The sequence below is a fragment of the Nonomuraea polychroma genome (assembly GCF_004011505.1).
In the GTDB taxonomy this organism is placed as follows: Bacteria; Actinomycetota; Actinomycetes; order Streptosporangiales; family Streptosporangiaceae; genus Nonomuraea; species Nonomuraea polychroma.
On the sequence record NZ_SAUN01000001.1, the window covers coordinates 577,727 to 601,346 of the forward strand.

Here is a 23,620-nt window from a genome sequence, read left to right on the forward strand (position 1 = left end):
GAGACAACGTGAAACTCGTCGCACCCCTGAGCGCGTTCGGCCGGGACGACCTGGCCATCGCCGGTGGCAAAGGAGCGAACCTGGGGGAGCTGGTCAGGAACGGCTTCCCGGTGCCTGGCGGCTTCGTCGTCACCACGCATGCCTACGACCTCGTCGCCCAAGGCCGCACCACGGCCGACATGCCTGACGAGCTGCGGCGCACGATCCTCGACGCCTACGCCGAGCTCGGCGGCGGGCCGGTGGCGGTGCGGTCCAGTGCCACTGCCGAGGACCTGCCGGGGGCCGCGTTCGCCGGCCAGCAGGACACCTACCTCAACGTCGTCGGTGACGAGGCCCTGCTGGACGCGGTACGCCGCTGCTGGGGCTCGCTGTGGACCGATCGCGCCGTCGCCTACCGGGCGAGGCTGGGCATCGAGGACGTGAGCATCGCGGTGGTCGTGCAGTGCATGGTCGAGGCCGACACGGCAGGTGTCATGTTCACCGCGAACCCGGTCAGCGGCGACCGCACCCAGCTCGTCATCGACGCCAGCAGCGGCCTGGGCGAGGCCGTCGTGTCCGGCCTGGTCACCCCCGACCACTACGTCGTCGACGCGGACGGTGGGGTGGAGTTCACGGCCGGCCGCCGCGAGGTCGTCATCCGGGGCAAGGCAGGCGGTGGCGTCACGCGTGAGACCGGGGTGACGGGGGAGCGGTTGCCCGACGCGGTGGTGGGGGAACTGGCCGCTCTGGGCCGGCGGGTCGCCGATCTCTTCGGACGGCCGCAGGACATCGAGTGGGCCTGGGCGGACGGCAGGGTCCACCTGCTGCAGGCCCGGCCCATGACGGCGCTGCCACCGCCTCCGGTCGGCAGGCTCAACCCGTTCCAGCGGCGCCTGGGCACCGTGCTGATCGAATACCTGCCCGCGCGGCCGTACCCGATCGACATGTCCACCTGGATCCCGTACGGCCCGGCCGGGCTCATGGGCAAGGTGACCGGCGCCTTCGGGCTGCGCCGCGCGTTCGAGGGGTTCCTGCGTGAGGAGGACGGCGTGGTCTACGCGTTGCTGCCGCCGAAGCCGCACCCCACGCTGGGGGTCCTCGCCGCGCCGTTCCGGGTCGCGGCCAAGGCCAGGCGGTACGACCCCGCCCGCTGGACCGAGGACCCGCGGTTCCACGACTACCTGGCGGCCGTCCGGCGCCTGGCCGCCGAAGACCTGGCCGCGATGCCGTGGCCGGAGCTCATCCGCGTGCCCCGGCAGGCGCTCGCCCTGGTCGCGCCGGTGGCCGACCTGCGCATCGACTACCTGCCGGGCACCGGGCTCGCGCTGCTGCGGCTGCTGCTGGCCGTCAAGCTGCTGGGGCGCGGCAGGCTGTTCGGGGGCCTGCTGCACGGCGCGGTCACCCGTACCACCGAGGCCAATCAGGCGCTGACGCGGCTGGCCGAGCTGGCCAGGCGCACCGGCGCGCTCGACACCGACCCGCCGCCCGCCGAGTTCCAGGCCGCGCTGGAGGAGTTCCTGGCCGAGTACGGCCACCGCGAGACCCTCAGCCCGATCCTGGTCACGCCGCCCACCTGGGCGGACGACCCGGAGACCGTTCGCGGGCTGATCAAGGTGCTGGCCGCCGGCCCGCAGGAGCAGAAGGAAACCGACGACGCGCTGGAACGCCTCCTCGACCACCCGCTCCTGCGTCACCCACGCCGCCGCGCCCGCATGACACGCTGGGTGACGGCCGCCCGTGCCGGCATCGCCTTCCGCGAGGACAGCCACTTTTACTTCACGATGCCGCTGCCCATCCTCCGCAGATCGCTGGTGGAGCTGGGGCGGCGACTGCACGACAAGGGCGTGCTCGACCGGCCCGAGGACGTCTTCCACCTGCGACTGGAGGAGCTGGAGTCGTTCCAGGACACCGCGGCCGACCGCGAGCGGCTGCGCGAGGTCGTGCGGGCACGGGCGGCCAAGCGGGAGGAGCTGGCCGGCACGCGGCTCATCGACCCCGCCGCGGTCTTCCCTCCCCGCCAGGCCGGCGACGCGCTGGTCACCGGATCGCCCGCCAGTGGCGGCGTCGCGACCGGGCCGGTGAAGGTGATCAGAGGGCCGGGCGAGTTCGGCAAGCTCGACACCGGTGACGTGCTCGTGTGCCCCTACACCAACCCCTCGTGGACGCCGCTGTTCCAGAGGGCTGCGGCCGTGGTCGTGGACAGCGGCGGCGCCGCGTCGCACGCGGCGATCGTGGCCAGGGAGTACGGCATCCCGGCCGTCATGGGCACAGGCACGGCGACCTCCGTGCTGGAGGACGGCCGGCTCGTCACCGTCAACGGCGACACCGGCACGGTCACCGGCGCTGCCTAGGATCGCCCTATGGTGACCGACCACCGCAAGCTGCCGCGCCGCCGGGGAGAGGCGCTCAACGCCGCCATCTACCAGGCGACGCTCGACGAGCTGGCCGAGAGCGGGTACGCCGGGCTGACGATGGAACGGGTGGCCGAGCGGGCCAGGGCCAGCAAGGCCTCGCTCTACCGGCGCTGGCCGACCCGCATCGAGCTGGTGATGGAGGCGGTCCGCAACACGCTGCCCACCCCCGAGTCGACGCCCGACACCGGCACCCTGCGCGGCGACCTGGTGGCCATGCTGGGACAGGTCGCACAGGCTCTGTCGGGACCCGCTGGAGAGGCGATGCGAGGGCTGCTGGGCGAGGCACTGAGCAGCGGGTCGCCGCTGAGCTCCATGCGCAGGACGTCCCAGGGGATAGGCAGGCGGACGATGGAGGAGGTCGTCCGGCGTGCCGTGGAGCGCGGCGAGATCGACCCGGACGCGATCACCCCGCGCCGACTGGACGCGGGGCACGCGCTGCTGCGCCACCATTTCCTGTTCAACGGCGCGCCCATCCCCGGCGAGCTGGTCGTCCAGATCGTGGACGAGGTCCTCGTCCCGCTGCTGACCCACCGGATCACGCAGGGCTGAGCCGGCCGGGCGGCGGCCGCGACGGTGTGCGCGGTCGTGCGCACAGAGGCGAACAAGCCTCAGCTTCGATGGTCGCTAACCGCACCGGACATTGATCGCTTTGTGTGGCAAAATCGCCGAAAGGTAGTCCCAGTTACATAGGAGCAAGAAACATGAGGCGTGCCCCCATATTGTCCGCCCTGGCTCTGACCCTCTCCGCGGTGCTCGCCGGCATGCTCTTCCTCACGGGGCGGGGCGGTACGGCCGCCGCGGTCAGCGCCACGGCCGGTGCCGCGGGCGGCAAGGAGGATACGCTCCTGGACAAGATCCCGCAGCGTGGCAGGCTGCGAGTCTGCACCACCGGCGACTACCGGCCCTTCACCTACCTGGACCCGAAGACGGGCGATCGGACCGGCATCGACGTTGACATGGCCAGGCACTTGGCGGGCAGCCTGGGGGTACAGGCCACCTTTGTGCCGACCACGTGGGCCACGATCGTCGACGACCTGGCCGCGAACAAGTGTGATGTCAGCATGGGCGGCGTTTCGGTGACTCTGGCCAGGGCGCGCAAGGCGTACTTCAGCACCCCCTATATCACCGACGGCAAGGCTCCTATCGCCCGCTGCGCCGACAAGGACAAGTACCAGACCCTCGAGCAGATAGACCAGCCCGGCGTCCGGGTGATCGTCAACCCGGGGGGCACCAACCAGCAGTTCGTCCAGGCGAACATCAAGAAGGCCACGGTCATCACTCATCCCGACAACAACACCATCCACGAGGAGATCGCGGCGGGAAGGGCAGACGTGATGATCACGGATGCCTCCGAGACCCGCTACCAGTCCAAGATCCGCCCCGAACTGTGCGCGATCAATCCGGACAAGCCGTTCACCTTCGCGGAGAAGGCGTACCTGCTGCCCCGCGGTGACGAGGTGTTCAAGGAGTACGTCGACCAGTGGCTTCACCTGAGTGTCAACGACGGCACCTACGCCCGCTACGCTGCCCCCTGGCAGAGCTGAATCCCACCTGGTAGGCGATCGCGGCGGTCACGGCCCCGAGGACGGACCGTGGTCCATGACAACCACCAGAGCGTCCCCGGAGAGCCTGGACTGGTCCACAACACCACGCACCCCTACATCGGTCACTCCTGACGCTGGGTCACCGATGCGGCCCGTTCTGCCGGCTCGGTCCGGCGGTCGCGCTGCGCCGGTGCCGGCCCTGCCCTCGGCCGCAGAAGTAGTAGATCGGCTGCGTACAGTTATGGGGTATGGGAGTATGGGTCCATGGGTATGGTCGGCAATATGAAGACGACGGTGGACATTTCCGACTCCTTGCTCAACGAAGCTCGTCAAGTGGCCCGCGCCGAGGGAACTACGCTGCGCGCCATGATTGAGGAGGGTCTCAGGGTTGTGCTTTCGCGGCGCGCCCAGAATGCCCGTTTTATCCTGCCTGACGCATCGGTGGGCGGCGAAGGCCTGCAACGAGAGGTTCGCGGAGCCAGCTGGGAGGACATCCGAGCACTGGCCTATGGAGATCGTCTGTGATTGCGGTAGACACGAACGTCCTTGTTTACGCCCATCGGCGAGACAGCGAGTTCCATGCGGCCGCGGCGTCGAAGATCAAGGAACTGGCTGAGGGAAGAGCGCCCTGGGCGATCCCTTGGCCGTGTGTCTATGAGTTCTTCTCGGTGGTAACGCATCCCAGAATCTATGCGCCTCCCAGCACGACAGCACAGGCGATCGACCAGATCGACGCGTGGCTGGGATCCCCGGCCCTGGTCGTGCTCGCAGAGCCCAACGACCACTGGTGTGGCCTGCGTACGCTGCTTGAGCAGAGCAAGATCGCCGGTCCAATGGTCCATGACGCCCGGATAGCCGCGCTGTGTGCGGCTCACGGGGTGAGAGAGTTGTGGACCATGGATCGAGACTTCAGTCGCTTTCCGAGCCTGGTCACGCGCAATCCCCTTTAGCCCTCAGTGCCTCGCAGGCAGCGGTGAGCCGACACGATTGATGACGGTGTCTTACTGAGCAAGGCCCATCAGCGCGGCCATGAGCCGCATCGAGTGGTCGAAGGCGGTGCGGCGGTCCTCGATGGTGTTGTTGTACTGGCCGAACAGCTCGAAGCTGACCCAGCCGTACAGGGCGGTCCACGCCATCACGCCGCGGAAGATCACGTCGTCGGGAACATCGGGGATGAGAGCGCGTACGGCTGACGCGTCCGCGTGGAGCGAGGGCGGAGGCGAGGGAGCCGGTTGTGCCGGGCTGAGGGCTGCCGCCTGGTGGGCCTCCGACAGGATGCGGCCGAACACGATCGTGTCGCGCAGGGCTGCGGGGACCGTGTCCTGCGGGGCCTGGTAGCCGGGCACGGGTGAGCCGTAGAGCAGGGCGTATTCGTGCGGGTGTGCCAGCGCCCAGTCGCGGACGGCGTGGCAGACGGTCAGCCATCGGCCCAGGAAGTCCTCCCGCGGGCAGCCGGCGTCGGCCTGCTCCACGGCCTCGCCTATGGCGTTGTATCCGTCGATGATCAATGCGGTGAGCAGGTCGTCCCGGCTCGGGAAATATCGGTAAATGGCAGAGGAGACCATGCCCATCTCCCTCGCCACGGCCCGGAGCGACAGGCCGCCCGCGCCCTCGGTGGCGAGCTGGCGGCGCGCGATGTCGGTGATCTCCCTGGTGAGCTCGGCCCGGACCCGTTCTCTGGCGGTACGGCTGGCTGTCATGTCCAGCAGGCTATCAGAGCGGTGAGAAGAAACGAGATCACTGCTCTTGACGAACGGTGCTCTTTTAAGAGAGCATTGCTCTCATAAGCGGATGGCACCACCCACGGAGGAAGCTCCCATGCTGCAGCTCGCCAAGCACGCCAACGCGGCTCTCATGTTCTTCCTGGAGCTCGGCGTGCTGTTCTCCGTGGGCTACTGGGGGTTCACGCTCAGCCCCAGCTGGGCGATCAAGCTCCTGGCCGGGCTCGGCGGGCCGGCGCTGTTCATCGCCGCGTGGGCGCTGTTCGGCGCCGGCGGCGGCGCGAACGCCACCTTCCCGCTCACCGGCCTGGCCCGCGCCGCGCTGGAGATCCTCTGGTTCGGCGGCGGCGCCCTGGCGCTCTACGCCTCCGGCCTGACGACCTCCGCGGCCGTCTTCTTCGCGCTCTTCGTCCTCAACGCGGTACTCCGCATCGTCTGGAAGCAGGTCTGATCATGGGTAAGCACATCGTGGTGGGCTCCGGCCAGGTCGGCACGCACCTGGCCACCAAGCTCCTCGCTCAGGGGCACGAGGTCACCGTCGTGACCCGCTCGGGCGGCGGACCCGAAGGCGCGGTGAGGGTGGCCGCGGACGTGGCCGACAAGAACAGGATGATCGAGATCGCCCGAGGGGCGGACGTCCTCTACAACTGCGTCAATCCGAAGTACCACCGCTGGCTCACCGACTGGCCGCCGATGGCCGAGTCCTTCCTGGCCGCCGCCGAGGCCGGCGGCGCCGTTTACGTGATGCTCGGCAACCTCTACCCGTACGGGCCCGTCTCGGTCCCGATGACCGAGGACCTGCCGCTCGCCTCGACCAGTCCCAAGGCGCAGGTACGCGCCAAGATGTGGGCCGACGCCCGGGCCGCTCACGAGGCCGGCCGGATCAGGGCGACCGAGGTGCGCGGCTCGGACTACTTCGGCCCGGGCGCGACCGACCAGTCCTACCTGGGCGACCGGTTCCTGGTCCCGCTCAGGGCGGGCAAGACGATCCAGCTCGTCTGGCCGGCCGACGTGCCGCACAGCTTCACGTACCTGCCCGACGTGGCCGACGCCCTGATCGTGGCGGGCCGGGACGAGCGCGCCTGGGGCCGCCCCTGGCACGTGCCGACCGCCGAGCCGGTGACCTTCCGCGAGATGGGGAAGCGGGCGGCCGCGCTGCTCGGCCGCCCCGCGCCTCGGATGATGCAGCTGCCGTGGCCCGTGGTGCGGGCGGCCGGGCTGTTCTCGCCCATGCTGGGCGAGCTCGGGCACGTCCGCTACCAGTTCACCGAGCCGTTCGTGCTCGACTCGTCGGCCTTCCAGCGCACGTTCGGAGTCGCGCCTACCCCGATCGACGAGGCGCTCAAAGCTACGCTCGACGGGTGAAGATAGCCATGATCGGCCTGGGCGACATCGCGGAGAAGGCCTACCTGCCCGTGCTCGCCGCTCAGCCCGCCCTCGACCTCCACCTCTGCACCCGCAACAGTGCCCGGCTCGACCGGCTCGGCGACGCCTATCGCATCGCCCGCCGGTCGACGAGCGTGGACGAGGTGATCAAAGCGGGGATCGACGCGGCGTTCGTGCACGCCGCCACCGACGTGCATCCGGAGATCGTCGGGCGGCTGCTCGCCGCCGGGGTCCACGTTTATGTCGACAAGCCGATCGCGTACACGCTGGCGGAGTCAGAGCACCTCGTACGGCTGGCGAAGGCCGAGAACAGGTCGCTGATGGTCGGCTTCAACCGCCGCTACGCACCCGGATATGTCGGACTCGCCGCCCATCCCCGTCACCTCATCCTCATGGAGAAGAACCGCCACAACCACCCCGACGAACCCCGTCGGGCGATATTTGATGACTTCATCCATGTGGTGGACACGCTCCGCTTCCTCGCCCCCGGCGCGATCACCGGCACCACGATCCGCACCCGCGTCATGAACGGCCTGATCGAGCACATGGTCCTGGAGTTGTCCGGCGACGGTTTCACCGCCATCGGCGTCATGAACAGGATGAGTGGCGCTGCCGAAGAGACCTGCGAGGCCATGGGCGACGGCGTCAAACGCCGCGTGGTCAACCTCGGCGACATCATCGACTACCGCGACGGCGAGCGGCTCGCCCGGCGGCCCGACTGGGTGCCCGTGGCGAGGCAGCGCGGCATCGAGCAGATCTGCCTGGAGTTCCTCACCGCCGTCCGCGAGGGCCGCAGGATCGACGCCGAGGACGCCCTGCGCACCCACGCCCTCTGTGAGGAGATCGTCAGCCGGGCCGTTTGACCTGCATCGCCCGGTCGGCCCTGGCGAACATGCGCTCGAAGGGCCGGCCGCCCAGCCTGGTCATCACGGTGTACCCCTTCGCGTCACGCATCGGGCTGGACGACGACACGACGCCCGCGATCGCGCCGCCGTACAGCGCGGGGCCGCCGCTGCCGCCGGCGGCGGCGTGGCAGTTACGCGTGACCATCAGCCCGGGCCCCTCGGAGACGCCCTCGACGGCGTCGCCCAGGCACCGGTGCAGCCGCATCACCGGATACCTCTTGCCCGCGGGGTAGCCGAGCAGCTCCAGTCCGCGCAGCGCGGTGCCCCTGACGGTGGGCAACGCCCGCAGCCCGCGCCCGGTCACGTCCTCCAGCGGGCGCTTCGGCCCCGCCACCCCCACCAGGCCGACGTCGTACGGCAGCAGGTCGGGCGAGTACGGCCGGTTCCGCCACCTGGCCGGCACCCACGTACGCACGACCGGCCACACCCCCAGGACCGGCCGCCCCCGGTCGTAACCCGGCAGGAAGGCGAGGTGCCGCAGCACGCGGCCCTGGTGATAGAGGCAGTGCGCGGCCGTCAGCACCAGGCTGCGGCTGCGCGAGCCGATCACCGTCCCCCCGCACATCACGTCCCGCCGCGTGACGGGGTCCTGGCCGACCAGCACCCCCGTGAGCCGCCGCGCCCCCGTGATGGGGCGCGGGACGGGGGCGTAACCGAGTTGATCCCCGTTCGGGGTCAGCACTTGGGGAACGGGGATGTTACGTTGCGACACCTCGGCGACGGCGGCTGGATCGAGCAGGACCAGGGACAGCACCAACCTGAGCACCCTCCACAGTTAGCAGAAGATGATCAGTGCCCTGACCTGCCACAATCATTGTTTACCTAACCTGTGTATTGGGAACCCAGGGCCCGCAGCCGGGCGTGCGCGTCCTCATAGACGGCTGTGTCCCCGAGATAGGCCTTCGGCATCTTGGCGACCATCGTGTAGTTGGTGTCGCACACGTTGCCCACCGGCGCCTGCCCGGCCTGGCTGACCAGCTGATAGGCGTCGAGCGTGTCCAGTCCGGTCAGCTCCGAGGCCCAGGTGACCAGGTCGTGCTGGCTGATCCGGTACGCGTCCTCCAGCGGCCGGGCCGACCCCGTCGACATCAGGTGCAGGTCGTCCTCCAGCCGCGGCCACGGCGTGGCCACACCCTTGATCAGCTCCACCGCGACCACGGTGTTCATGGCCGACTCGACCGCGGTGCCGCACACCTCGCCGTGCCCCTGCAGGCCGTGCCCGTCGCCGATCGCGAACATCCCGCCCTCGACGTTGACGCCCAGGTAGACGGTGACGCCGGCACGCAGCTCGGGGGTGTCCATGTTGCCGCCGTGCGCGTCCGGGGTGATCGTCATGCGGGCCTCGTTCGCGCCCGGGGCCACGCCGACCGTGCCGTGCATCGGGTCGAGCGGCAGCTCCACGCTGAAGTCGCTGTTGCGGGCGTGGTAGACGGCCACGCCCTTGGCGAGGTCGATGTCGTAGCGCCAGACCCGCTCCTCGAGCGGCGGCTGTAGCGTGGCCGTGGTGTGGGTGCTGGTCAGCGCTCCGAAGTGCGGGAACGTGGTCGACACCGCCCAGTCCCTGGCCGGGGTGATCTTGATGAAGTGCAGGGCGAGGGTGTCTCCGGGCTCGGCCCCCTCCACGTGGAACGGCCCCGTCACCGGGTTGAGGTACGGGAACTCGCACACCTGCGACGGCAGGTCCTCGACGCTCCGCACCAGGCCGCCGAAGCAGTCCTCGGTGTACAACTCCAGGATCGTGCCCGGACGCACCTTGCCCAGGGCCGGGCGTCCCCCGAAGGTGTAGCTCAGCTCCTCAGGCGAGGGATGGTAGGACACGACGTTCACTGGACCTCCTTGGGAAGCACAGGCCTGCGGCCCATGACGTAGGTGATGCCGAGGGCGACCAGGCCGATGGCGAGCCAGATGCCGCCGACCCATTGGGCGTGCACGTTCTGGTTGACCACGACGGCCACCAGCACGACGAAGCCGATAGCGGGCGCGATCAGGTGCGCGAGCCAGTTGCGGCTGCCCCGCTTGATGACGTAGTACACGACGACGGAGACGTGCAGGAGCAGGAACGCGGTCATGGCGCCGAAGTTGACCAGCGAGGCCAGCTCTCCGATGCCGTTCTCCCTGGTGCTCATGTAGATGCCGAGGATCAGCGAGATCGCCGCCACGACGAGGGTCGCGTTGACCGGCACCTTGTGCTTGGGGTCCACCTTGCCGAGGAACGAGGGCAGCTGGCGGTCGCGGCCCATCGCGAACAGCAGGCGGGAGGTGGCCGCCTGGGCGACCAGCGAGTTGGCGAAGCCCCACGCGACGGCCGTGGCCACGGCGGTGAGCACCGACAGCCAGGTTCCGCCGGCGAACGCGGCGGTGTCGTAGAACGCGCTGCCGGCCGGGTCGCCGTTCGCGATCAAGTTGTCCCTGTTGGGCGTCAGCAGCGCCGCCACCCACGTCTGGACCACGAACAACACCGCGGCCAGCCCCAGCGCGGCCACCATGGAGCGGCCGAGCCGCTGCGCGTCCTCGCGGTTCTCCTCCGCCAGCGTCGAGATGCCGTCGAAGCCGAGGAACGACAGCACGGCCACCGACGCGGCGGCCAGCACCACGTTCCATTCGAACCCGGATGAGTCGAAGATCGGCGTGAAGAAGCCGGTCTGCGCCTTGCCCTGGGCCAGCGCGATGCCGCCGACCACCAGGAAGATCGCCAGCACCGCCAGCTCGGCCACCAGCATGATCCTGGTGATCCTGGCCGTCATCTGGATGCCGAGATAGTTCACCACAGTGTTGAGCACGACGAACGCGACCAGCCACGCCCAGACGGGGATCGCGGGGACGAACGAGTTCATGGCCACGCTGGCCACCAGGTAGAGCAGTCCCGGCACGAGCACATAGTCGAGCAGGATCGCCCATCCCGCCATGAAACCGACCGGCGCGCCGATGCCGCGCCCGGCGTAGGTGTAGACCGAACCGGCCATCGGGAAGGCCCGGGCCATCTGCGCGTACGACAGCGCCGTGAACGCCATCGCGACGAGCCCGATGACGTACGCGAGCGCCACCATGCCGTGGGAGACGGCGAAGACGTTTCCGAAGATGCCGAACGGCGCGATCGGCACCATGAAGATCAAGCCATAGATCATCAGATCGGCGAAGCCTAAGGAACGGTTGAGCTCCTGGCGGTAGCCGAACTGCTCAAGTGTGCTCATGTACAGCTCCTCGCTGCTTTGGGGGGCGATTCGCACATTAGAGGCAAAGTCTTATACGGAAAAGATCTCTACGGAACGAATCCGAGGCCGTTGTTCAGCGTGTGATCGCCCGGGCGAAGAGGGCGGCGTGCGCGGTGGCGCGGCGGCGAGCGCCCTCCCGCTGTGACTCCGTGGCCTCGGCGTGCAGCCACTGCAGGCGGGCGTGTGCGCGCCACCCAGCCCTCGAACACCCCCGTGGGCCGGCGCGTCGTCGATGCCGGTGCCGAGCGTCTCGTCGTGGATCAGGCCGTCACGCGCCGCCTCGACATCCTGGCCACGTACCGGTGTATGAGGGCCAGTAGGCGGTACTGATCAAGTGATGACGGGAGCCCGCCAGGGCGAGCCCCCGTCCGGCGGTCACGGGTAGAGGCCCCGCATCTGGTGGGCCTCGGCGACGCGGCCCACGCCGATGACGTGCGCCGCCTGCCTCAGCGTCAGCCCGCGGGCCGCGGCCATGGACTTCACCTCGGAGAACGCGCTCTCCATGAGGTCGCGCAGCTTGAGCTCGACCTCCCCGGAGCTCCAGGAGTAGGCCTGCATGTTCTGCACCCACTCCAGGTACGACACGATCACCCCGCCCGCGTTGGCGAGGATGTCGGGCACGATCGTGGCCCCGCCCGCGTTCAGGATCTCGTCGGCCTCCGGGGTGGTGGGGCCGTTGGCGCCCTCCACGATGAGGCGGGCGCGGATGCGCGGCGCGTTCGCCTCGGTGATAGCCCCTTCCAGCGCCGCCGGGATCAGGACGTCCACGTCCAGCTCCAGCAGGTCGTCGAGGGGCAGTGCGTCGGCGTGGCGGTAGCCGTGCACGCCGCCGGTCTCGGCCGCCCGCGTACGCAGGCCGGCGATGTCGAGCCCGCCGGAGGCGTACACCGCCCCCGTGATGTCGGAGACCGCCACCACCTTGCAGCCGGCGTCGGCGAGGTATTGAGCGGTCAGCGCGCCCACCTTGCCGAACCCCTGCACGGCCACGGTCACACCCTCCGGCGAGCGGCCGAGCGCGGACAGCGTGGCGATCTGCACGCCGCGCGCGGTCGCGCCGGAGCGCCCGAGCGAGCCGCCCAGCGTCATCGGCTTGCCGGTGACCACGCCGGGCACCGAGTAGCCCGCGCTGACGCTGTAGGTGTCCATGATCCAGGCCATGGTCTGCTCGTCCGTGCCGACGTCGGGAGCCGGGATGTCCTTCTCCGGGCCGATCAGCGGCAGGATCTCGTTGACGTAGCGGCGGGTCATGCGTTCGAGCTCGCGGGTGGTGAGCCCGGTCGGGTCCACGGCCACGCCGCCTTTGGCGCCGCCGTACGGGATGCCGACCAGCGCGCATTTCCACGTCATCCACATCGCGAGCGCGGTCACCTCGTGGATGTCCGTGCCGGGATGAAAGCGGATGCCGCCCTTGGCGGGGCCGCGCGAGACGTTGTGCTGGACGCGGAAGCCCTGGACGACGTCGAGGCGTCCGTCCTCACGCCGCACAGGGACCGAGACGGTCAGTGAGCGGCGGGGCGTGGCCAGCACCGTGCGGAGCCCGTGGTCGAGCCCGAGGTGCTCGGCCGCCTGGTCGAGCTGGTGGAGTGCGGAGTCGAGGGCCTGACGGCCCGGAGTGATCAGCGCCGGCGTCTTTGACGGCACCAAGATGCTCATGGAAGAGATTCCTCCTGGTATATACGCCCTATTTGTAGGGAAAGCGCCATTGCCTTCACCTTCTGGGCGATGTTGTCGCGATCATCCTAGAGCGGGGGATTTGACCTTGCCTAGTTGTTGGTAAAAATCCAGGCCGCTGATACGGGATGCTGTGGACCGTGCCACTCTGGCAGGCTTGGGCCACGAGGTTGTGCCGAATCGTGACATCGGAGGTGGGATGCCCGCACTGGTGGTGGGGCCGATGCTGCGACACGTCGGTGCCGACAGCGCCTCGATCTGGGTGGAGTCCGCCGAACCCTGCACGGTCACTGTCGAAGCGGGTGGCAGGGCTTACCGGTCGCCTACCTTCACCGTGCACGGACACCACTACGCGATCGTGGATCTCGTAGAGCTCTCCCAGGATATCCCCTCGTATTCGGTGAGCCTCGGCGGGGAGCAGGTATGGCCCCTGGCGGGTCGCCCGCCCAGCCGGATCCGGCTCCTGCCCCCGGAAGGGGCGCGCCGGCTGGCGTTCGGGTCGTGCCGGACCAGCGTTCCGCATGACGCGGCGCACGTCCGCACCCAGGGCGAGGACGTCCTGCGCTCCTACGGCCGCCATCTGGCGGACTCCGGCGACGAGGAGTGGCCCGACCTGCTCCTGCTCCTCGGCGACCAGGTCTACGCCGACAGCCCGTCGCCCGAGATGCTCGCCTACATCCGCGCCCGCCGGAGCACCGAGCCGCAGGGGGAGATCGCCGACTTCGAGGAGTACGCCGAGCTCTACCGCCAGGCGTGGAGCGACCCCGAGATCCGGTGGTTACTGTCCACCGTGCCGACGGCGATGATCTTCGACGACCACGACCTGCGTGACGACTGGAACACCTCGCAGCCCTGGCGCGAGGAGATGGCCAGGACGAGCTGGTGGCGCCGCCGGGTGGTCGCCGGGCTCGGCGCGTACTGGGTCTACCAGCACCTCGGCAATCTCTCGCCGGCCGAGCGCGCGGCCGATCCGCTGCTGCGTACGCTGCTCGATCTCGGCGGCCGTGACGGCGGCGACGTGCTGGACGCCTTCGCCGAGAAGGCCGACGCCGAGCCGTCGAGCAGCCGCTGGAGCTACGCCCGTGACCTCGGGCCGGCCCGGCTCATCATGGTGGACACCCGGTGCGCCAGGCAGCTCACGCCCGGCGCGCGCCGCATGCTGGACCCGGCGGAGCAGGCCTGGCTCGAGGAGCAGGTCGCCGCCCCGGCCGAGCGCCTGATCATCGGCTCGTCGATCCCGTTCCTGCTGCCCGAGGGGGTGCACGGGGTGCAGAGCTGGAACGAGGCCCTGTGCGACGGCGCGTGGGGCCCGGTGGTGCGGCGGTGGTCGGAGAAGTTCCGGCAGGCCATCGACCTGGAGCACTGGGCGGCGTTCCGGCGCTCGTTCGACGATCTGTCCAGGTTGTTCATCGGGCTCGGCAAGCCGGTGCTGATCCTCTCCGGCGACGTGCACTTCTCCTACCTGGCCACGGCCGACCGCGGCACCGTCCACCAGGTGGTCTGCTCGCCGATCCGCAACCCGCTCAGCCCCATGCTGCGCTGGGCCAACGTGGTCGCCCAGTTCTCCATCGCCACCATGGTGGGCGGCCTGCTGGCGCGTCTGGCGCGGGTGCCGCGGCCGCCGTTCCGCTGGCGGATCACCAAGGGCCCGTGGTTCCAGAACGCCATCGCCACTCTCACCCTGCCCGACGAGGTGACCTGGTACGACTCCAAAGGCGAGGTCCTCAGGCAGATCGATTCTGTACGACTGCGGTGAAAACGGTTATCGTATCTCCCTGTGGATGACGACAACTATTCCCTCGCCGTGCCGTTCTACGACCTGTGGCACGAGGACGGGCACGTCCCGATGATCCGCGAGGTGCTGCCGCCGCTGCTGAAAGGCGTACGCCGCAGCGTCATGGAGATCGGCGCGGGCACCGGCCTGATCACCCGCGTGATCCTGGAGGAGACGCCCGCGGAGGTCTACGCCGTCGAGCCGTCGTTCGGCATGCGATCCGTGCTGGTCAACCGGCTGGCCGAGGACCCCGATGCGCTGAGTCGGGTGACGGTGCTGCCGTGCGGGGCGCTGGAGGCGGAGGCCGACGAGCCTGTCGAGGCCATCGTGATGATCTCGGTGTTGCAGAGCTTCGACGCCGAGCAGCGGCCCGAGCTGTGGCGGACGTTGCGCAGGCAGCTCGAACCCGGCGGGTTGTTGCTGTTCAACTGGCGCGAACGCACCAATCCCGAGCCGGGCGAGCTGGAGGTCGTCGGCTCCTACCGGGTCGGCAGGCACATCTACGAGGTCGCGGGCCAGGTGCTCGCGGTCGCCGGCGAGTCGGTCAAGGCCCGCTATGTCTACCGCGTCAAGCAGTGCGGCATGGTGATGAGCGAGGACGAGGTGGTCTCCGTGGGCCACTGGCCGGCGGGGGAGCGCCTGTTCGCCGAGCTGGAGGCGGCGGGATTTGCCCGCGACGCCGCTCCTGACGGCATGCAGGCCTGGCGTGTCCTGAAATAGTGGGAACCGGCCTCCGGTGTGCGGTCAACAACAGGGTGACCGCATGAGAGAGGACCGGCACAGTGGTGGGTGTTCAGGATGTGCCCGAGACGCTGGATGACTCGACGTTGATCGGGCATTCGCTCAGCGACCCGGAGAGCTTCGCGGCGCTGTTCGACCGGCACGCCGACGAGATCCACAGGTACGCGGCGCGGCGTCTCGGGGCGGAGCTGGCCGAGGACGTGACGGGGGAGGTGTTCCTCGTCGCCTTCCGCGGGCGGGCCCGCTACGACCGCTCCTGGCCCGATGCCCGGCCCTGGTTGTACGGCATCGCGACCAAGGTCGTCGCCCAGCACCGCAGGGCGGAGAGGCGGCGTACCGCGGCCATGGCCAAGGTCGGTGTGGAGCGCCCGGGCACGTTCGACGAGCGCAGCGCCGACCGGGTCACCGCCGCGCAGCTCCAGCCCCGGCTGGCCAGGGCGCTGACCAGGCTGAGCACGAGCGAACGCGACCTGCTGCTGCTGGTGGCCTGGGCCGACCTGACCTACGAGGACGCGGCGATCGCGCTGGGCGTGCCCGTCGGCACCGTCCGGTCCAGGCTGCATCGGCTGCGCGTCAAGGTGCGCAGGGCACTCGGCGGCATCGATCCCTTCGCAGCAGCAGAGGAGCCCCACCATGGATGACGACGAGATCCGCGAGTTCGCCGACGGCAGGCCGGCGGTTCCGCCGTACCGGGCCGAGGCCCGCGCGCGGGCGCGGGCGCGGCTGCTGGCGGAGGCGCGGGGAGCGGGTGGCCGCTTTCGTCTGCCGCGGCTGGGCTGGCAGGCCGCGGCCGCGTTCGGGGTGACGGCTGCGCTGATCGGCGGCGTGGCGGTGACCCTGTCGAACCAGGGCGGCGGCACGACGACGTTGATCCAGTCGGCCGCCGTCTCCGACGAGCTCGACCCCCGGCCCGGGCAGTACATCCTGATCGAGTCCGACACGATGTACGGCTCGTACGCGGTCGGCAAGAACGGCGAGGAGACCCGGCACCTCTACCGGACACACAGGAAGATCTGGCAATCGGTGGACGGCGGCGCCGACGGCCTGCTGCTGATCGAGAGCCGCGAGCCCAGGCCGTGGCCGGGCCGCGAGCTGCCGGAGTCCGCCAAGGGGGAGCACAAGGGCTCCGTCTGGTTCGTGCTGCCGTCGTGTCCCGGCACCCGCGCCGGCACCGCCTACACCTTCCTCAGCACCCTGCCGGCCGACGCCACCGCGATGCGCGAGCACATCTACCGGGGGATCGACGGCCAGGCGGATGGCGGCAAAAGCGTCGATCCGGACGCGGTGGCCTTCACCCGCATCATGGACCTGGTCAGGGAGACGTACCTGCCGAAGGCCCAGCGCGATGCGCTGTTCGAGGCCGCCAAGACCATCCCCGGCGTCCAGATCGCCGAGGACGTGGCGGATTCGGCGGGCCGCAAGGGGGTGGCACTCGGCCGCATGGACCCGCAGGGAACGCTCACCCAGGCCATCTTCGACCCGTCCACGCACATGTACCTGGGGGAGCGGCAGACGGTCGTGGAGGACAAGGGCGTGGGAGCCCCCGCGGGAAGCGTCCTGGCCCTGACGGCCCAGCTCAACGCCTCAGTGGTGAACGAACTCCCCAAGTCCCCAGCCCCACCCAGGCCCGCCGAACCCTGCCCCTCCGCCGAGCCGAACCCCTCGTCCTCAGCCGCCCCGACAGAGGAGCCGGTACCGGAGGACGAGCCGATGCCGGAGGACGAGCCGATGCCGGAGGACGAGCCGGTACCGGAGGACGAGCCGATGCCGGAGGAGGAAGCGGCGCCGACCGAGGACTCTGTGCCCGCCGAAAAGCAACCGACAGCCAACGAACCGACCGAGGAGCCGCCGGCCGACAACTGACCACGGACCGAGGTGCCCGGGCGCCGTAACGGCGCCCGGCCCCGTGAACCACAGGACCGTCTCCCTGGACAGGGCCCAGCCACGTAGGGCGGTTGGGCCCACCCGGCGCAGCCGTAAAGAACCTAAGGCTTTTGAATTTTGAGCTCGTAGAGGGCATCGGCGAGCTGGTCGATCGCCCAGAGGAGATCCTCCTCGGAGACGACGATCGGCGGAGCCAGCCGGATCGTGGACCCGTGCGTGTCCTTGGCGAGCACGCCCCGCTTCATCAGCGCCTTCGACACCTCACGACCGGTGGCGAGATCAGGGGAGATGTCCACACCGGCCCACAGCCCCCGCCCACGCACCTCGACGACACCCTTGCCGATCAGCTCGCGCAGCCGGGCATGCAGCACCTCGCCGAGCTTGGCGGCCCTGGACTGGTACTCGCCGGTGCTGAGGATCTCGATGACCGCGTTGCCGACCGCGCACGCCAGCGGGTTCCCGCCGAACGTGGACCCGTGCTGCCCGGGATGGATGACCCCGAGCACGTCCCGGTTGGCCGCGATGGCCGACACGGGGACGACGCCGCCGCCGAGCGCCTTGCCCAAGACGTAGATGTCGGGCACGACCCCTTCGTGGTCGCACGCGAACGTCTGCCCGGTCCGCCCCAGCCCCGACTGGATCTCGTCGGCGATCATGAGGATGCCCTCGGCCGTGCACAGCTCCCGGATGTCGGTCAGATAGCCGTCCGGCGGCACCAGCACCCCGGCCTCGCCCTGGATCGGCTCGACCAGTACGCCGACGGTGTTGGCGTCGACGGCGTCCCTGATCGCCTCGATGGACCCGTACCGCACGATCCGGAACCCCGGCGTGTACGGCCCGAAGTCGTCGTGCGCGTCAGGGTCGGTCGAGAAGCTGATGATCGTGGTGGTGCGGCCGTGGAAGTTGTTCTCCATCACGATGATGTTGGCGAGGTCCGGCTCGACGCCCTTGACCTCGTACCCCCACTTGCGCGCCACCTTGATGGCGGTCTCGACGGCCTCGGCGCCGGTGTTCATGGGCAGGATCATGTCCTTGCTGGTGAGGTCCCCAAGACCGGCGCAGAACCGGGCGAACTGGTCGTGGTAGAAGGCGCGGCTGGTCAGGGTCAGCCGCCGCAGCTGCTCCTGGGCGGCCTCGATGATCTTCGGGTTGCCGTGGCCGAAGTTGAGCGACGAGTAGCCGGACAGGCAGTCCAGGTACCGCTTGCCGTCCACGTCGGTGACCCACGCCCCGCTCGCCTCGTGGATCACGACGGGCAGCGGATGATAGTTGTGTGCGCTGCGGAGCTCGCTCAGCTCGATCAGCTCTGCGCTGCTGGTCATGTCAGTTCTCCCCCCTGATCTCCAGTGTGCAGCACTTGGGGCCACCGCCCGCCTTGCGCAGCTCCGAGAGATCGACCGGAATGACCTCGTACCCACGGCGCTTGAGCTCCAACTGCAGGCCGGAGGCCTCGGCGTTGATGACCACGTTCGTGCCGTCGCTGACCGCGTTCAGGCCGAGCACCTCGGCGTCCTCGGCGGTGGCGAGCACCGCGTCGGGGAACATCCGGCGCAGCACCTCCCTGCTGCCCGCGGAGAAGGCCTCCGGGTAGTAGGCGACGTTCTGGCCGTCGAGCGGGAACAGCGCCGTGTCGAGGTGGTAGAAGCGGGGGTCGACCAGGGTCAGCGAGATCACCGGGCGGCCCAGGTATTCCTGCGCCTCCTGGTGGGCGACCACCTCGGTGCGGAAGCCCGTGCCGGCCAGGATGACGTCGTCGAGCGTGAGGAAGTCTCCCTCACCCTCGTTGACGTGCTGCGGCGCCTGCACCGGGTAGCCGCGCTCGGCGAACCACCGCAGGTAGGCCGGTCCTTCGGGGCCGCGCTGCGGGTAGGCGAACCTGGCGCCGTAGACGCGCCCGCCCACGACCAGCGCGCCGTTGGCGGCGAACACCATGTCCGGGAGGCCCTCGATCGGGTCGATCAGGCTCACCTGGTGGCCGAGCTCCTCGTAGGCGGCCTTCAGTCCCTCCCACTGCCGGACTGCCACGTCGCGGTCGGCGCCGGTCTCGGGATGCATCCACGGATTGATCGCGTACTCGACCGTGAAGTAGTCCGGACGGCACATCAGGAAGTGTTTGGGCATGCAGGTCTCCGTCGAGCTTTATGGGCGGATGTCCCTGATCGAAGGGGACGGAGACAGCCTAAGAATGTATGTTTATGCAGGCCAAGCCGTTGCATTGCGTGTTTGCGCGGGTCTGTTGCGTCTCTCAGCTCGTGGTGTCCGATCCATTGCGTACGACCCCCGGAGGGGCGTCCACGAGCCGCGACAACACGATGGAGCTCTTGGTCCTGACCACGAAGGACTGCGCCGCGATGCGCTCGATCACCCGCTCCACATGCCGCACGTCCGTCGCCCTGATGTGCAGTAACGCGTCCGCCTCGCCGGTGATCGTGGCCGCCCCCACCACCTCGGGGAACTTGGCGACCGCCAGCGCGATGTCCGACGGCTTCGTCTTGCCCTGGCAGAACAACTCCACGTACGCCTCGGTCGTCCAGCCGAGCGCCTGCGGCGACACGATGGCGCTGAACCCGGTGATCGCCCCGCTGTCGAGCAGCCGGTCCACCCGCCGCTTGACCGCCGACGCGCTCAGCCCCACCTGGTGGCCGATCTCCGCGTAGGTCGCGCGGGCGTCGTCGACGAGCGCCGCGATGATGTCACGATCGAGCCGGTCCAGTTCCACGGGCCCTGTATACCGCCTGGCCAGGCTGGCGCGCGACGAGCGGCGCGCGGGAGACTGGACGCTCTGTCGTTTCACCGAAGGACTTCCGCCAGAATGAGCACAGCTGCCTTCCCCGAGGGATTCATCTGGGGAGTGTCGACGTCGGCCTTCCAGATCGAAGGGGCCACCTCCGCCGACGGGCGCGGCCCGTCCATTTGGGACACCTTTTCCGCAGACCGCGCCGACGCCTGCGACCATTACCACCGCTATCGCGAAGACGTGCGGTTGATGAAAGACCTCGGAATGGCCGCCTATCGGTTCTCCGTCAGCTGGCCGCGGGTGTTCCCCGACGGCACGGGGAAAGTGAACGCGGCCGGGCTGGACTTTTACGACCGGCTGCTCGACGAGCTGGTCGACGCGGGCATCACGCCGTACGCGACGCTTTACCACTGGGATCTGCCACAGGCTTTGGAGGACGCCGGCGGCTGGCCGGTCCGGGACACCGCCCGCCATTTCGCCGATTACGCCGCGGCCGTGTTCGGCCGGCTGGGGGACAGGGTCGACACGTGGTTCACCTTCAACGAGCCGTGGGTGGCGGCCTTTCTCGGCCACGGCTCCGGCATTCACGCGCCGGGGCGGAAATCGGCCGCCGACGCCTTTCGCGCCGCTCACCATTTACTGCTCGCGCACGGGCTCGGCGCGCAGGCGTTGCGGGCGGCCGGGGCGACGCGGGTGGGCGCCGTGCTCAACATCTCGCCCGTCCTGACACCCGGCCAGGTGAGCGACGCCGGCCGGCCACTGTCGGACGAGGACGCCGGCGCCGTGGCCAGGATCGACGCGCTGGCCAACCGGCAGTTCCTGGAGCCGATGTTGCGCGGCGCGTATCCCGCCGAGCTGCTGCCGATCATCGACCGGACCGCCGGGCTCGGCCACGTGCGCGACGGCGACCTGGAGCTCATCGCCCAGCCGATCGACCTGCTCGGCGTCAACTACTACACCCCGCTCGTCGTGCAGGCCCAGCCCAGCGAGCCGGCCGACCCCGCCTTCCCGGGCAGCGAGGGCGTGCTGTTCTGCACGATCCCCACCGCCGTGACCGCCATGGGCTGGCCCATCGTCCCCGGCTGCCTGACCCACCTGCTGCGCCGCCTGACCGCGGAGTACCCCGACACCGAGCTGATGATCACCGAGAACGGCGCCGACTTCGCCGACGTGGTGACCGGCGACGGCATCCACGACGTGGAACGCATCAGCTTCATCGAGGAGCACCTGCGCGCCGTGCGCCTGGCCGTCCAGGACGGCGCGAAGGTCCGCGGGTTCCTCGTCTGGACGCTGCTCGACAACCTCGAATGGGCCGACGGCTATCAGCGCAAGTTCGGCCTCGTCCACGTCGACTTCGCCACCCAGCGCCGCCGGCTCAAGGACAGCGCGCTGTGGTACCGCGACGTCATCACGCGCAACGGCCTGACCGAGACCCGCCCGAAGCGGCCCACCCTGGAGACCGTGGCCGCCCGCGCCGGCGTCTCCCGCGCCACGGTCTCGCGCGTGGTCAACGGCGAGGCGTCGGTCAGCCCCGAGGTCCGCGAGGCCGTGCTGCGCGCGGTCAAGGAGATCGGGTACGTTCCCAACGCCGCCGCCCGCAGCCTCGTCACCCGCAGGACCAACTCGATCGCGCTCGTCCTGTCCGTCCCCCGCCAGGGCGGCGACCAGCTCACGGCGGCCGTCGTCCAATACGTGACCAGCTTGCTGGAAGGCGCGGGCAAGCAGATCACGCTCATGCTCGCCGACACGGCCGAGAGTCACCGGCGCATCGTCCAGCACGTGGAGGCGCGCCTGGTGGACGGGGTGGTGCTGCTGCCGCCGGACAGGGGCGACACACTGGCCGAACGGCTCTCGCGTACCGGCGTGCCGATCGTCTTGCTCGGCAAGCCGGCGATCGCCTCGATGATGCCGTACGTCGATGTCGACAACACCGGCGGCGCGAAGGCCGCGACCGAGCACCTGCTGGCCCGCGGACGCCGCCACATCGGCATGATCTGCGGCCCCATGGACCTGGTCGCCGTGCAGGACCGCCTGGACGGCCACCGGATCGCGATGCGGCAGGCCGGCCGGCAGCCGCTGCTGGCCCTCGCCGACCTCACCCGCTCCTCGGGCGCGGCGGCGACCCGGCAGCTCCTGGCCGACCAGCCTGCCCTGGACGCCGTCTTCGCCGCCAGCGACCAACTGGCCATCGGGGCGCTGCAGGCCGCCCGGGAGGCCGGGCGGCGGGTGCCGGAGGATCTGGCGATCGCGGGCTTCGACGACATCGACGCCGCCTCGGCCACCACACCCGGCCTCACGACCGTCCGCGCCCCGGGCGCCGAGCAGGCGCTGGCGCTCGCCCGGCTGATGTTGTCCCGCCTGGAGGGCCGGCACACCGAGTCCGTCGTCCTGCCCACCCGCCTCGTGGTCAGGGACTCCACGTGAGCGGCTCAGGAGCGGGTGCGGCGACGCAGCACGATGCGCTCGGCCCAGCTGGCCGCCTCCGGGTCCTTGAGCCCCTCCACCACGCCGCCCAGGTACGCCGTGGCCAGGCTGTCGAAGCCGCTGTCCAGCTGGCGCAGGCGGCTGGCCTTGCGGCGCTCCACCGCCTGCAGGTATTGGGCGATGCTCTCCGCGTATCCGGCGTCGTGCTGGTAAGCCGCCTGGGCGGCGGCGCAGGCGGCGGCCTCGGCGTCGCGCTTGGCCCGCAGCTCCCGCAGCCGGCGGTCGTTCGGGTTGTGCATGCGCCGCCCCAGGTCGGCGGCGATGAGCGCGGTGGCGATCAGCAGAGCCAGCAGCAGGATCATCGTGGGCACCTGGCCGACGCCCTCTGACGTGGGGCCGATCTCCTGACCGTCCACGATCAACGGCTTGACCAGGGCGTCGCGGCGGAGCACGGCGACGGCGACGATGAGGCCGAGCCAGGCGAGCGCCACGCCGATCAGCAGCCAGCGGCCCTTGGCCGAGCTGCCGTGCTCCTGCCAGGACCGGAACGATCTGCCGTACATGTGGGGCGCGACCAGCATGACGAGCGCCGCGCCCGCGGCCAGCAGCGCGGTCATCGCGACGCTGTCGCCCCAGCTCAGGATGACCTGGTAGAGGATCGGCACCTCGACGATCAGCAGGAGCAGCAGCAGGAGCGCGGCAGGCAGCCAGCGGCGGATCAGCGGCCAGTGGCTGCCGGAGATCGCGATCGAGCTGGGCCGCCCGTCGCCCGGCCGCCTGCTCGGCTGCTCCAGCTCCGTGACCCGGCGCTGGCTGTCCTCCAGGGCCTTGCGTGCCTCCCCGAACGTGCGCTGCGACTCCGCCAGCTTGATCTTCTGGGACTCGAACGCGGCCCGCGCCCGCTGGATCTCCTGCTCGGTGCGCTCGTCCAGCTCGGCCAGCTCCGCCAGCCGCTCGTCCTCCAGCTCGTGGAAGCGCGGCACGCTGCCGGTCTGGAGCGTGAGCGTGTCGATCTGGCCGTCGGCGGCGTGCGCGCGGCCCAGGTCGCGCTCCTCGCGGCGGCGCCGCGGCCAGTCGGGCAGGCGGTAGAGATCGCCGTCGTACCCGACGGCAGGCGTGATGCGGGTGACCTGGCCAGGCTCGAGAGACTCGTCCTGCTTGCGGCGTAAGAAGCGCATCGGGCCTCCAGCGAGGGTCCTGCCTTCGATGCTAAACGCGCGATCTGTAG

The 23,620-nt window shown here is 69.9% G+C and carries 22 protein-coding genes; 13 read left to right on the plus strand and 9 right to left on the minus strand.

Features of this window, described 5'->3' with window-relative positions; all coding sequences use genetic code 11:
* The first annotated feature begins 8 nt into the window (after positions 1-8).
* The 5 genes from EDD27_RS02605 to EDD27_RS02625 all read left to right on the plus strand — a co-directional run bounded on the left by EDD27_RS02605 (position 9) and on the right by EDD27_RS02625 (position 4,887).
* Entirely contained in the window at positions 9-2,330 is a 2,322-nt protein-coding gene (locus EDD27_RS02605; RefSeq protein ID WP_127930894.1) for a PEP/pyruvate-binding domain-containing protein, read from the plus strand.
* A 9-nt stretch (positions 2,331-2,339) separates the two neighbouring features.
* Positions 2,340-2,942 (plus strand): TetR/AcrR family transcriptional regulator, encoded by a 603-nt coding sequence (locus tag EDD27_RS02610; RefSeq protein ID WP_127930895.1) that lies wholly within the window; start codon positions 2,340-2,342, stop codon positions 2,940-2,942.
* Positions 2,943-3,094: 152 nt separating this feature from the next.
* Positions 3,095-3,937, plus strand: a complete 843-nt coding sequence (locus EDD27_RS02615; RefSeq protein WP_127930896.1) for a transporter substrate-binding domain-containing protein — start codon at positions 3,095-3,097, stop codon at positions 3,935-3,937.
* 282 nt (positions 3,938-4,219) lie between these two features.
* Entirely contained in the window at positions 4,220-4,462 is a 243-nt protein-coding gene (locus EDD27_RS02620; RefSeq protein ID WP_206641200.1) for a type II toxin-antitoxin system VapB family antitoxin, read from the plus strand.
* Entirely contained in the window at positions 4,459-4,887 is a 429-nt protein-coding gene (locus EDD27_RS02625) for a type II toxin-antitoxin system VapC family toxin (protein ID WP_127930897.1), read from the plus strand. The genes EDD27_RS02620 and EDD27_RS02625 overlap by 4 nt, the downstream gene beginning before the upstream one ends.
* 51 nt (positions 4,888-4,938) lie before the next feature.
* Here EDD27_RS02625 and EDD27_RS02630 read toward each other — a convergent pair whose 3' ends face one another.
* The gene (locus EDD27_RS02630) at positions 4,939-5,637 is read right to left on the minus strand and encodes a TetR/AcrR family transcriptional regulator (protein ID WP_127930898.1); all 699 of its coding nucleotides are present in this window, start codon (positions 5,635-5,637) and stop codon (positions 4,939-4,941) included.
* Between the two features lie 118 nt (positions 5,638-5,755).
* Here EDD27_RS02630 and EDD27_RS02635 point away from each other — a divergent pair, with 118 nt between their 5' ends.
* Genes EDD27_RS02635 through EDD27_RS02645 form a run of 3 tightly spaced genes read left to right on the plus strand, consistent with a single transcriptional unit; the run spans position 5,756 to position 7,907 of the window.
* Positions 5,756-6,109: a YrdB family protein gene (locus EDD27_RS02635; protein ID WP_127930899.1), complete on the plus strand. Its 354-nt coding sequence runs from the start codon at positions 5,756-5,758 to the stop codon at positions 6,107-6,109.
* Between the two features lie 2 nt (positions 6,110-6,111).
* Positions 6,112-7,023, plus strand: coding sequence for an NAD-dependent epimerase/dehydratase family protein (locus tag EDD27_RS02640; RefSeq protein ID WP_127930900.1), 912 nt, complete (start codon positions 6,112-6,114; stop codon positions 7,021-7,023).
* Positions 7,020-7,907 carry a Gfo/Idh/MocA family protein gene (locus EDD27_RS02645; protein WP_127930901.1) on the plus strand — a complete coding sequence of 296 codons (888 nt, stop codon included), beginning with the start codon at positions 7,020-7,022 and terminating at the stop codon, positions 7,905-7,907. The genes EDD27_RS02640 and EDD27_RS02645 overlap by 4 nt, the downstream gene beginning before the upstream one ends.
* Here EDD27_RS02645 and EDD27_RS02650 read toward each other — a convergent pair.
* The 4 genes from EDD27_RS02650 to EDD27_RS02665 form a co-directional block, all read right to left on the minus strand.
* Positions 7,891-8,715, minus strand: a complete 825-nt coding sequence (locus tag EDD27_RS02650) for a trypsin-like serine peptidase (RefSeq protein WP_127930902.1) — start codon at positions 8,713-8,715, stop codon at positions 7,891-7,893. The genes EDD27_RS02645 and EDD27_RS02650 overlap by 17 nt on opposite strands.
* Before the next feature lie 56 nt (positions 8,716-8,771).
* Positions 8,772-9,776 (minus strand): acetamidase/formamidase family protein, encoded by a 1,005-nt coding sequence (locus EDD27_RS02655; protein ID WP_127930903.1) that lies wholly within the window; start codon positions 9,774-9,776, stop codon positions 8,772-8,774.
* Positions 9,773-11,140: an APC family permease gene (locus EDD27_RS02660; RefSeq protein ID WP_127930904.1), complete on the minus strand. Its 1,368-nt coding sequence runs from the start codon at positions 11,138-11,140 to the stop codon at positions 9,773-9,775. Before EDD27_RS02660 ends, EDD27_RS02655 begins: the two co-directional genes overlap by 4 nt.
* 396 nt (positions 11,141-11,536) lie before the next feature.
* Positions 11,537-12,814 carry a Glu/Leu/Phe/Val family dehydrogenase gene (locus EDD27_RS02665; protein WP_127930905.1) on the minus strand — a complete coding sequence of 426 codons (1,278 nt, stop codon included), beginning with the start codon at positions 12,812-12,814 and terminating at the stop codon, positions 11,537-11,539.
* A gap of 217 nt (positions 12,815-13,031) precedes the next feature.
* On the opposite strand from EDD27_RS02665, the gene EDD27_RS02670 reads away from it, so the two are divergent.
* The 4 genes from EDD27_RS02670 to EDD27_RS02685 all read left to right on the plus strand — a co-directional run bounded on the left by EDD27_RS02670 (position 13,032) and on the right by EDD27_RS02685 (position 17,210).
* Positions 13,032-14,588 carry an alkaline phosphatase D family protein gene (locus EDD27_RS02670; protein ID WP_164903439.1) on the plus strand — a complete coding sequence of 519 codons (1,557 nt, stop codon included), beginning with the start codon at positions 13,032-13,034 and terminating at the stop codon, positions 14,586-14,588.
* A 21-nt stretch (positions 14,589-14,609) separates the two neighbouring features.
* Entirely contained in the window at positions 14,610-15,326 is a 717-nt protein-coding gene (locus EDD27_RS02675; protein WP_241563828.1) for a class I SAM-dependent methyltransferase, read from the plus strand.
* 65 nt (positions 15,327-15,391) lie between these two features.
* Positions 15,392-15,988, plus strand: a complete 597-nt coding sequence (locus EDD27_RS02680; protein WP_241563829.1) for an RNA polymerase sigma factor — start codon at positions 15,392-15,394, stop codon at positions 15,986-15,988.
* The gene (locus EDD27_RS02685; protein ID WP_127930907.1) at positions 15,981-17,210 is read left to right on the plus strand and encodes a CU044_5270 family protein; all 1,230 of its coding nucleotides are present in this window, start codon (positions 15,981-15,983) and stop codon (positions 17,208-17,210) included. Before EDD27_RS02680 ends, EDD27_RS02685 begins: the two co-directional genes overlap by 8 nt.
* A gap of 122 nt (positions 17,211-17,332) precedes the next feature.
* Here the strand turns inward: EDD27_RS02685 and rocD are convergent, their stop codons facing one another.
* From rocD to EDD27_RS02700, 3 genes are all read right to left on the minus strand, one after another.
* Positions 17,333-18,553 carry an ornithine--oxo-acid transaminase gene (gene rocD / locus EDD27_RS02690; protein ID WP_127930908.1) on the minus strand — a complete coding sequence of 407 codons (1,221 nt, stop codon included), beginning with the start codon at positions 18,551-18,553 and terminating at the stop codon, positions 17,333-17,335.
* A 1-nt stretch (position 18,554) separates the two neighbouring features.
* Complete coding sequence (gene ddaH / locus EDD27_RS02695; RefSeq protein WP_127930909.1) at positions 18,555-19,352, minus strand: dimethylargininase; 798 nt, start codon at positions 19,350-19,352, stop codon at positions 18,555-18,557.
* A gap of 124 nt (positions 19,353-19,476) precedes the next feature.
* Complete coding sequence (locus EDD27_RS02700; RefSeq protein ID WP_127930910.1) at positions 19,477-19,950, minus strand: Lrp/AsnC family transcriptional regulator; 474 nt, start codon at positions 19,948-19,950, stop codon at positions 19,477-19,479.
* A 93-nt stretch (positions 19,951-20,043) separates the two neighbouring features.
* Here EDD27_RS02700 and EDD27_RS58220 point away from each other — a divergent pair, with 93 nt between their 5' ends.
* The gene (locus EDD27_RS58220; RefSeq protein ID WP_127930911.1) at positions 20,044-22,392 is read left to right on the plus strand and encodes a GH1 family beta-glucosidase; all 2,349 of its coding nucleotides are present in this window, start codon (positions 20,044-20,046) and stop codon (positions 22,390-22,392) included.
* Positions 22,393-22,397: 5 nt separating this feature from the next.
* On the opposite strand, the gene EDD27_RS02710 is transcribed toward EDD27_RS58220, so the two are convergent.
* Complete coding sequence (locus tag EDD27_RS02710; RefSeq protein ID WP_127930912.1) at positions 22,398-23,570, minus strand: hypothetical protein; 1,173 nt, start codon at positions 23,568-23,570, stop codon at positions 22,398-22,400.
* Positions 23,571-23,620 lie beyond the last annotated feature (50 nt).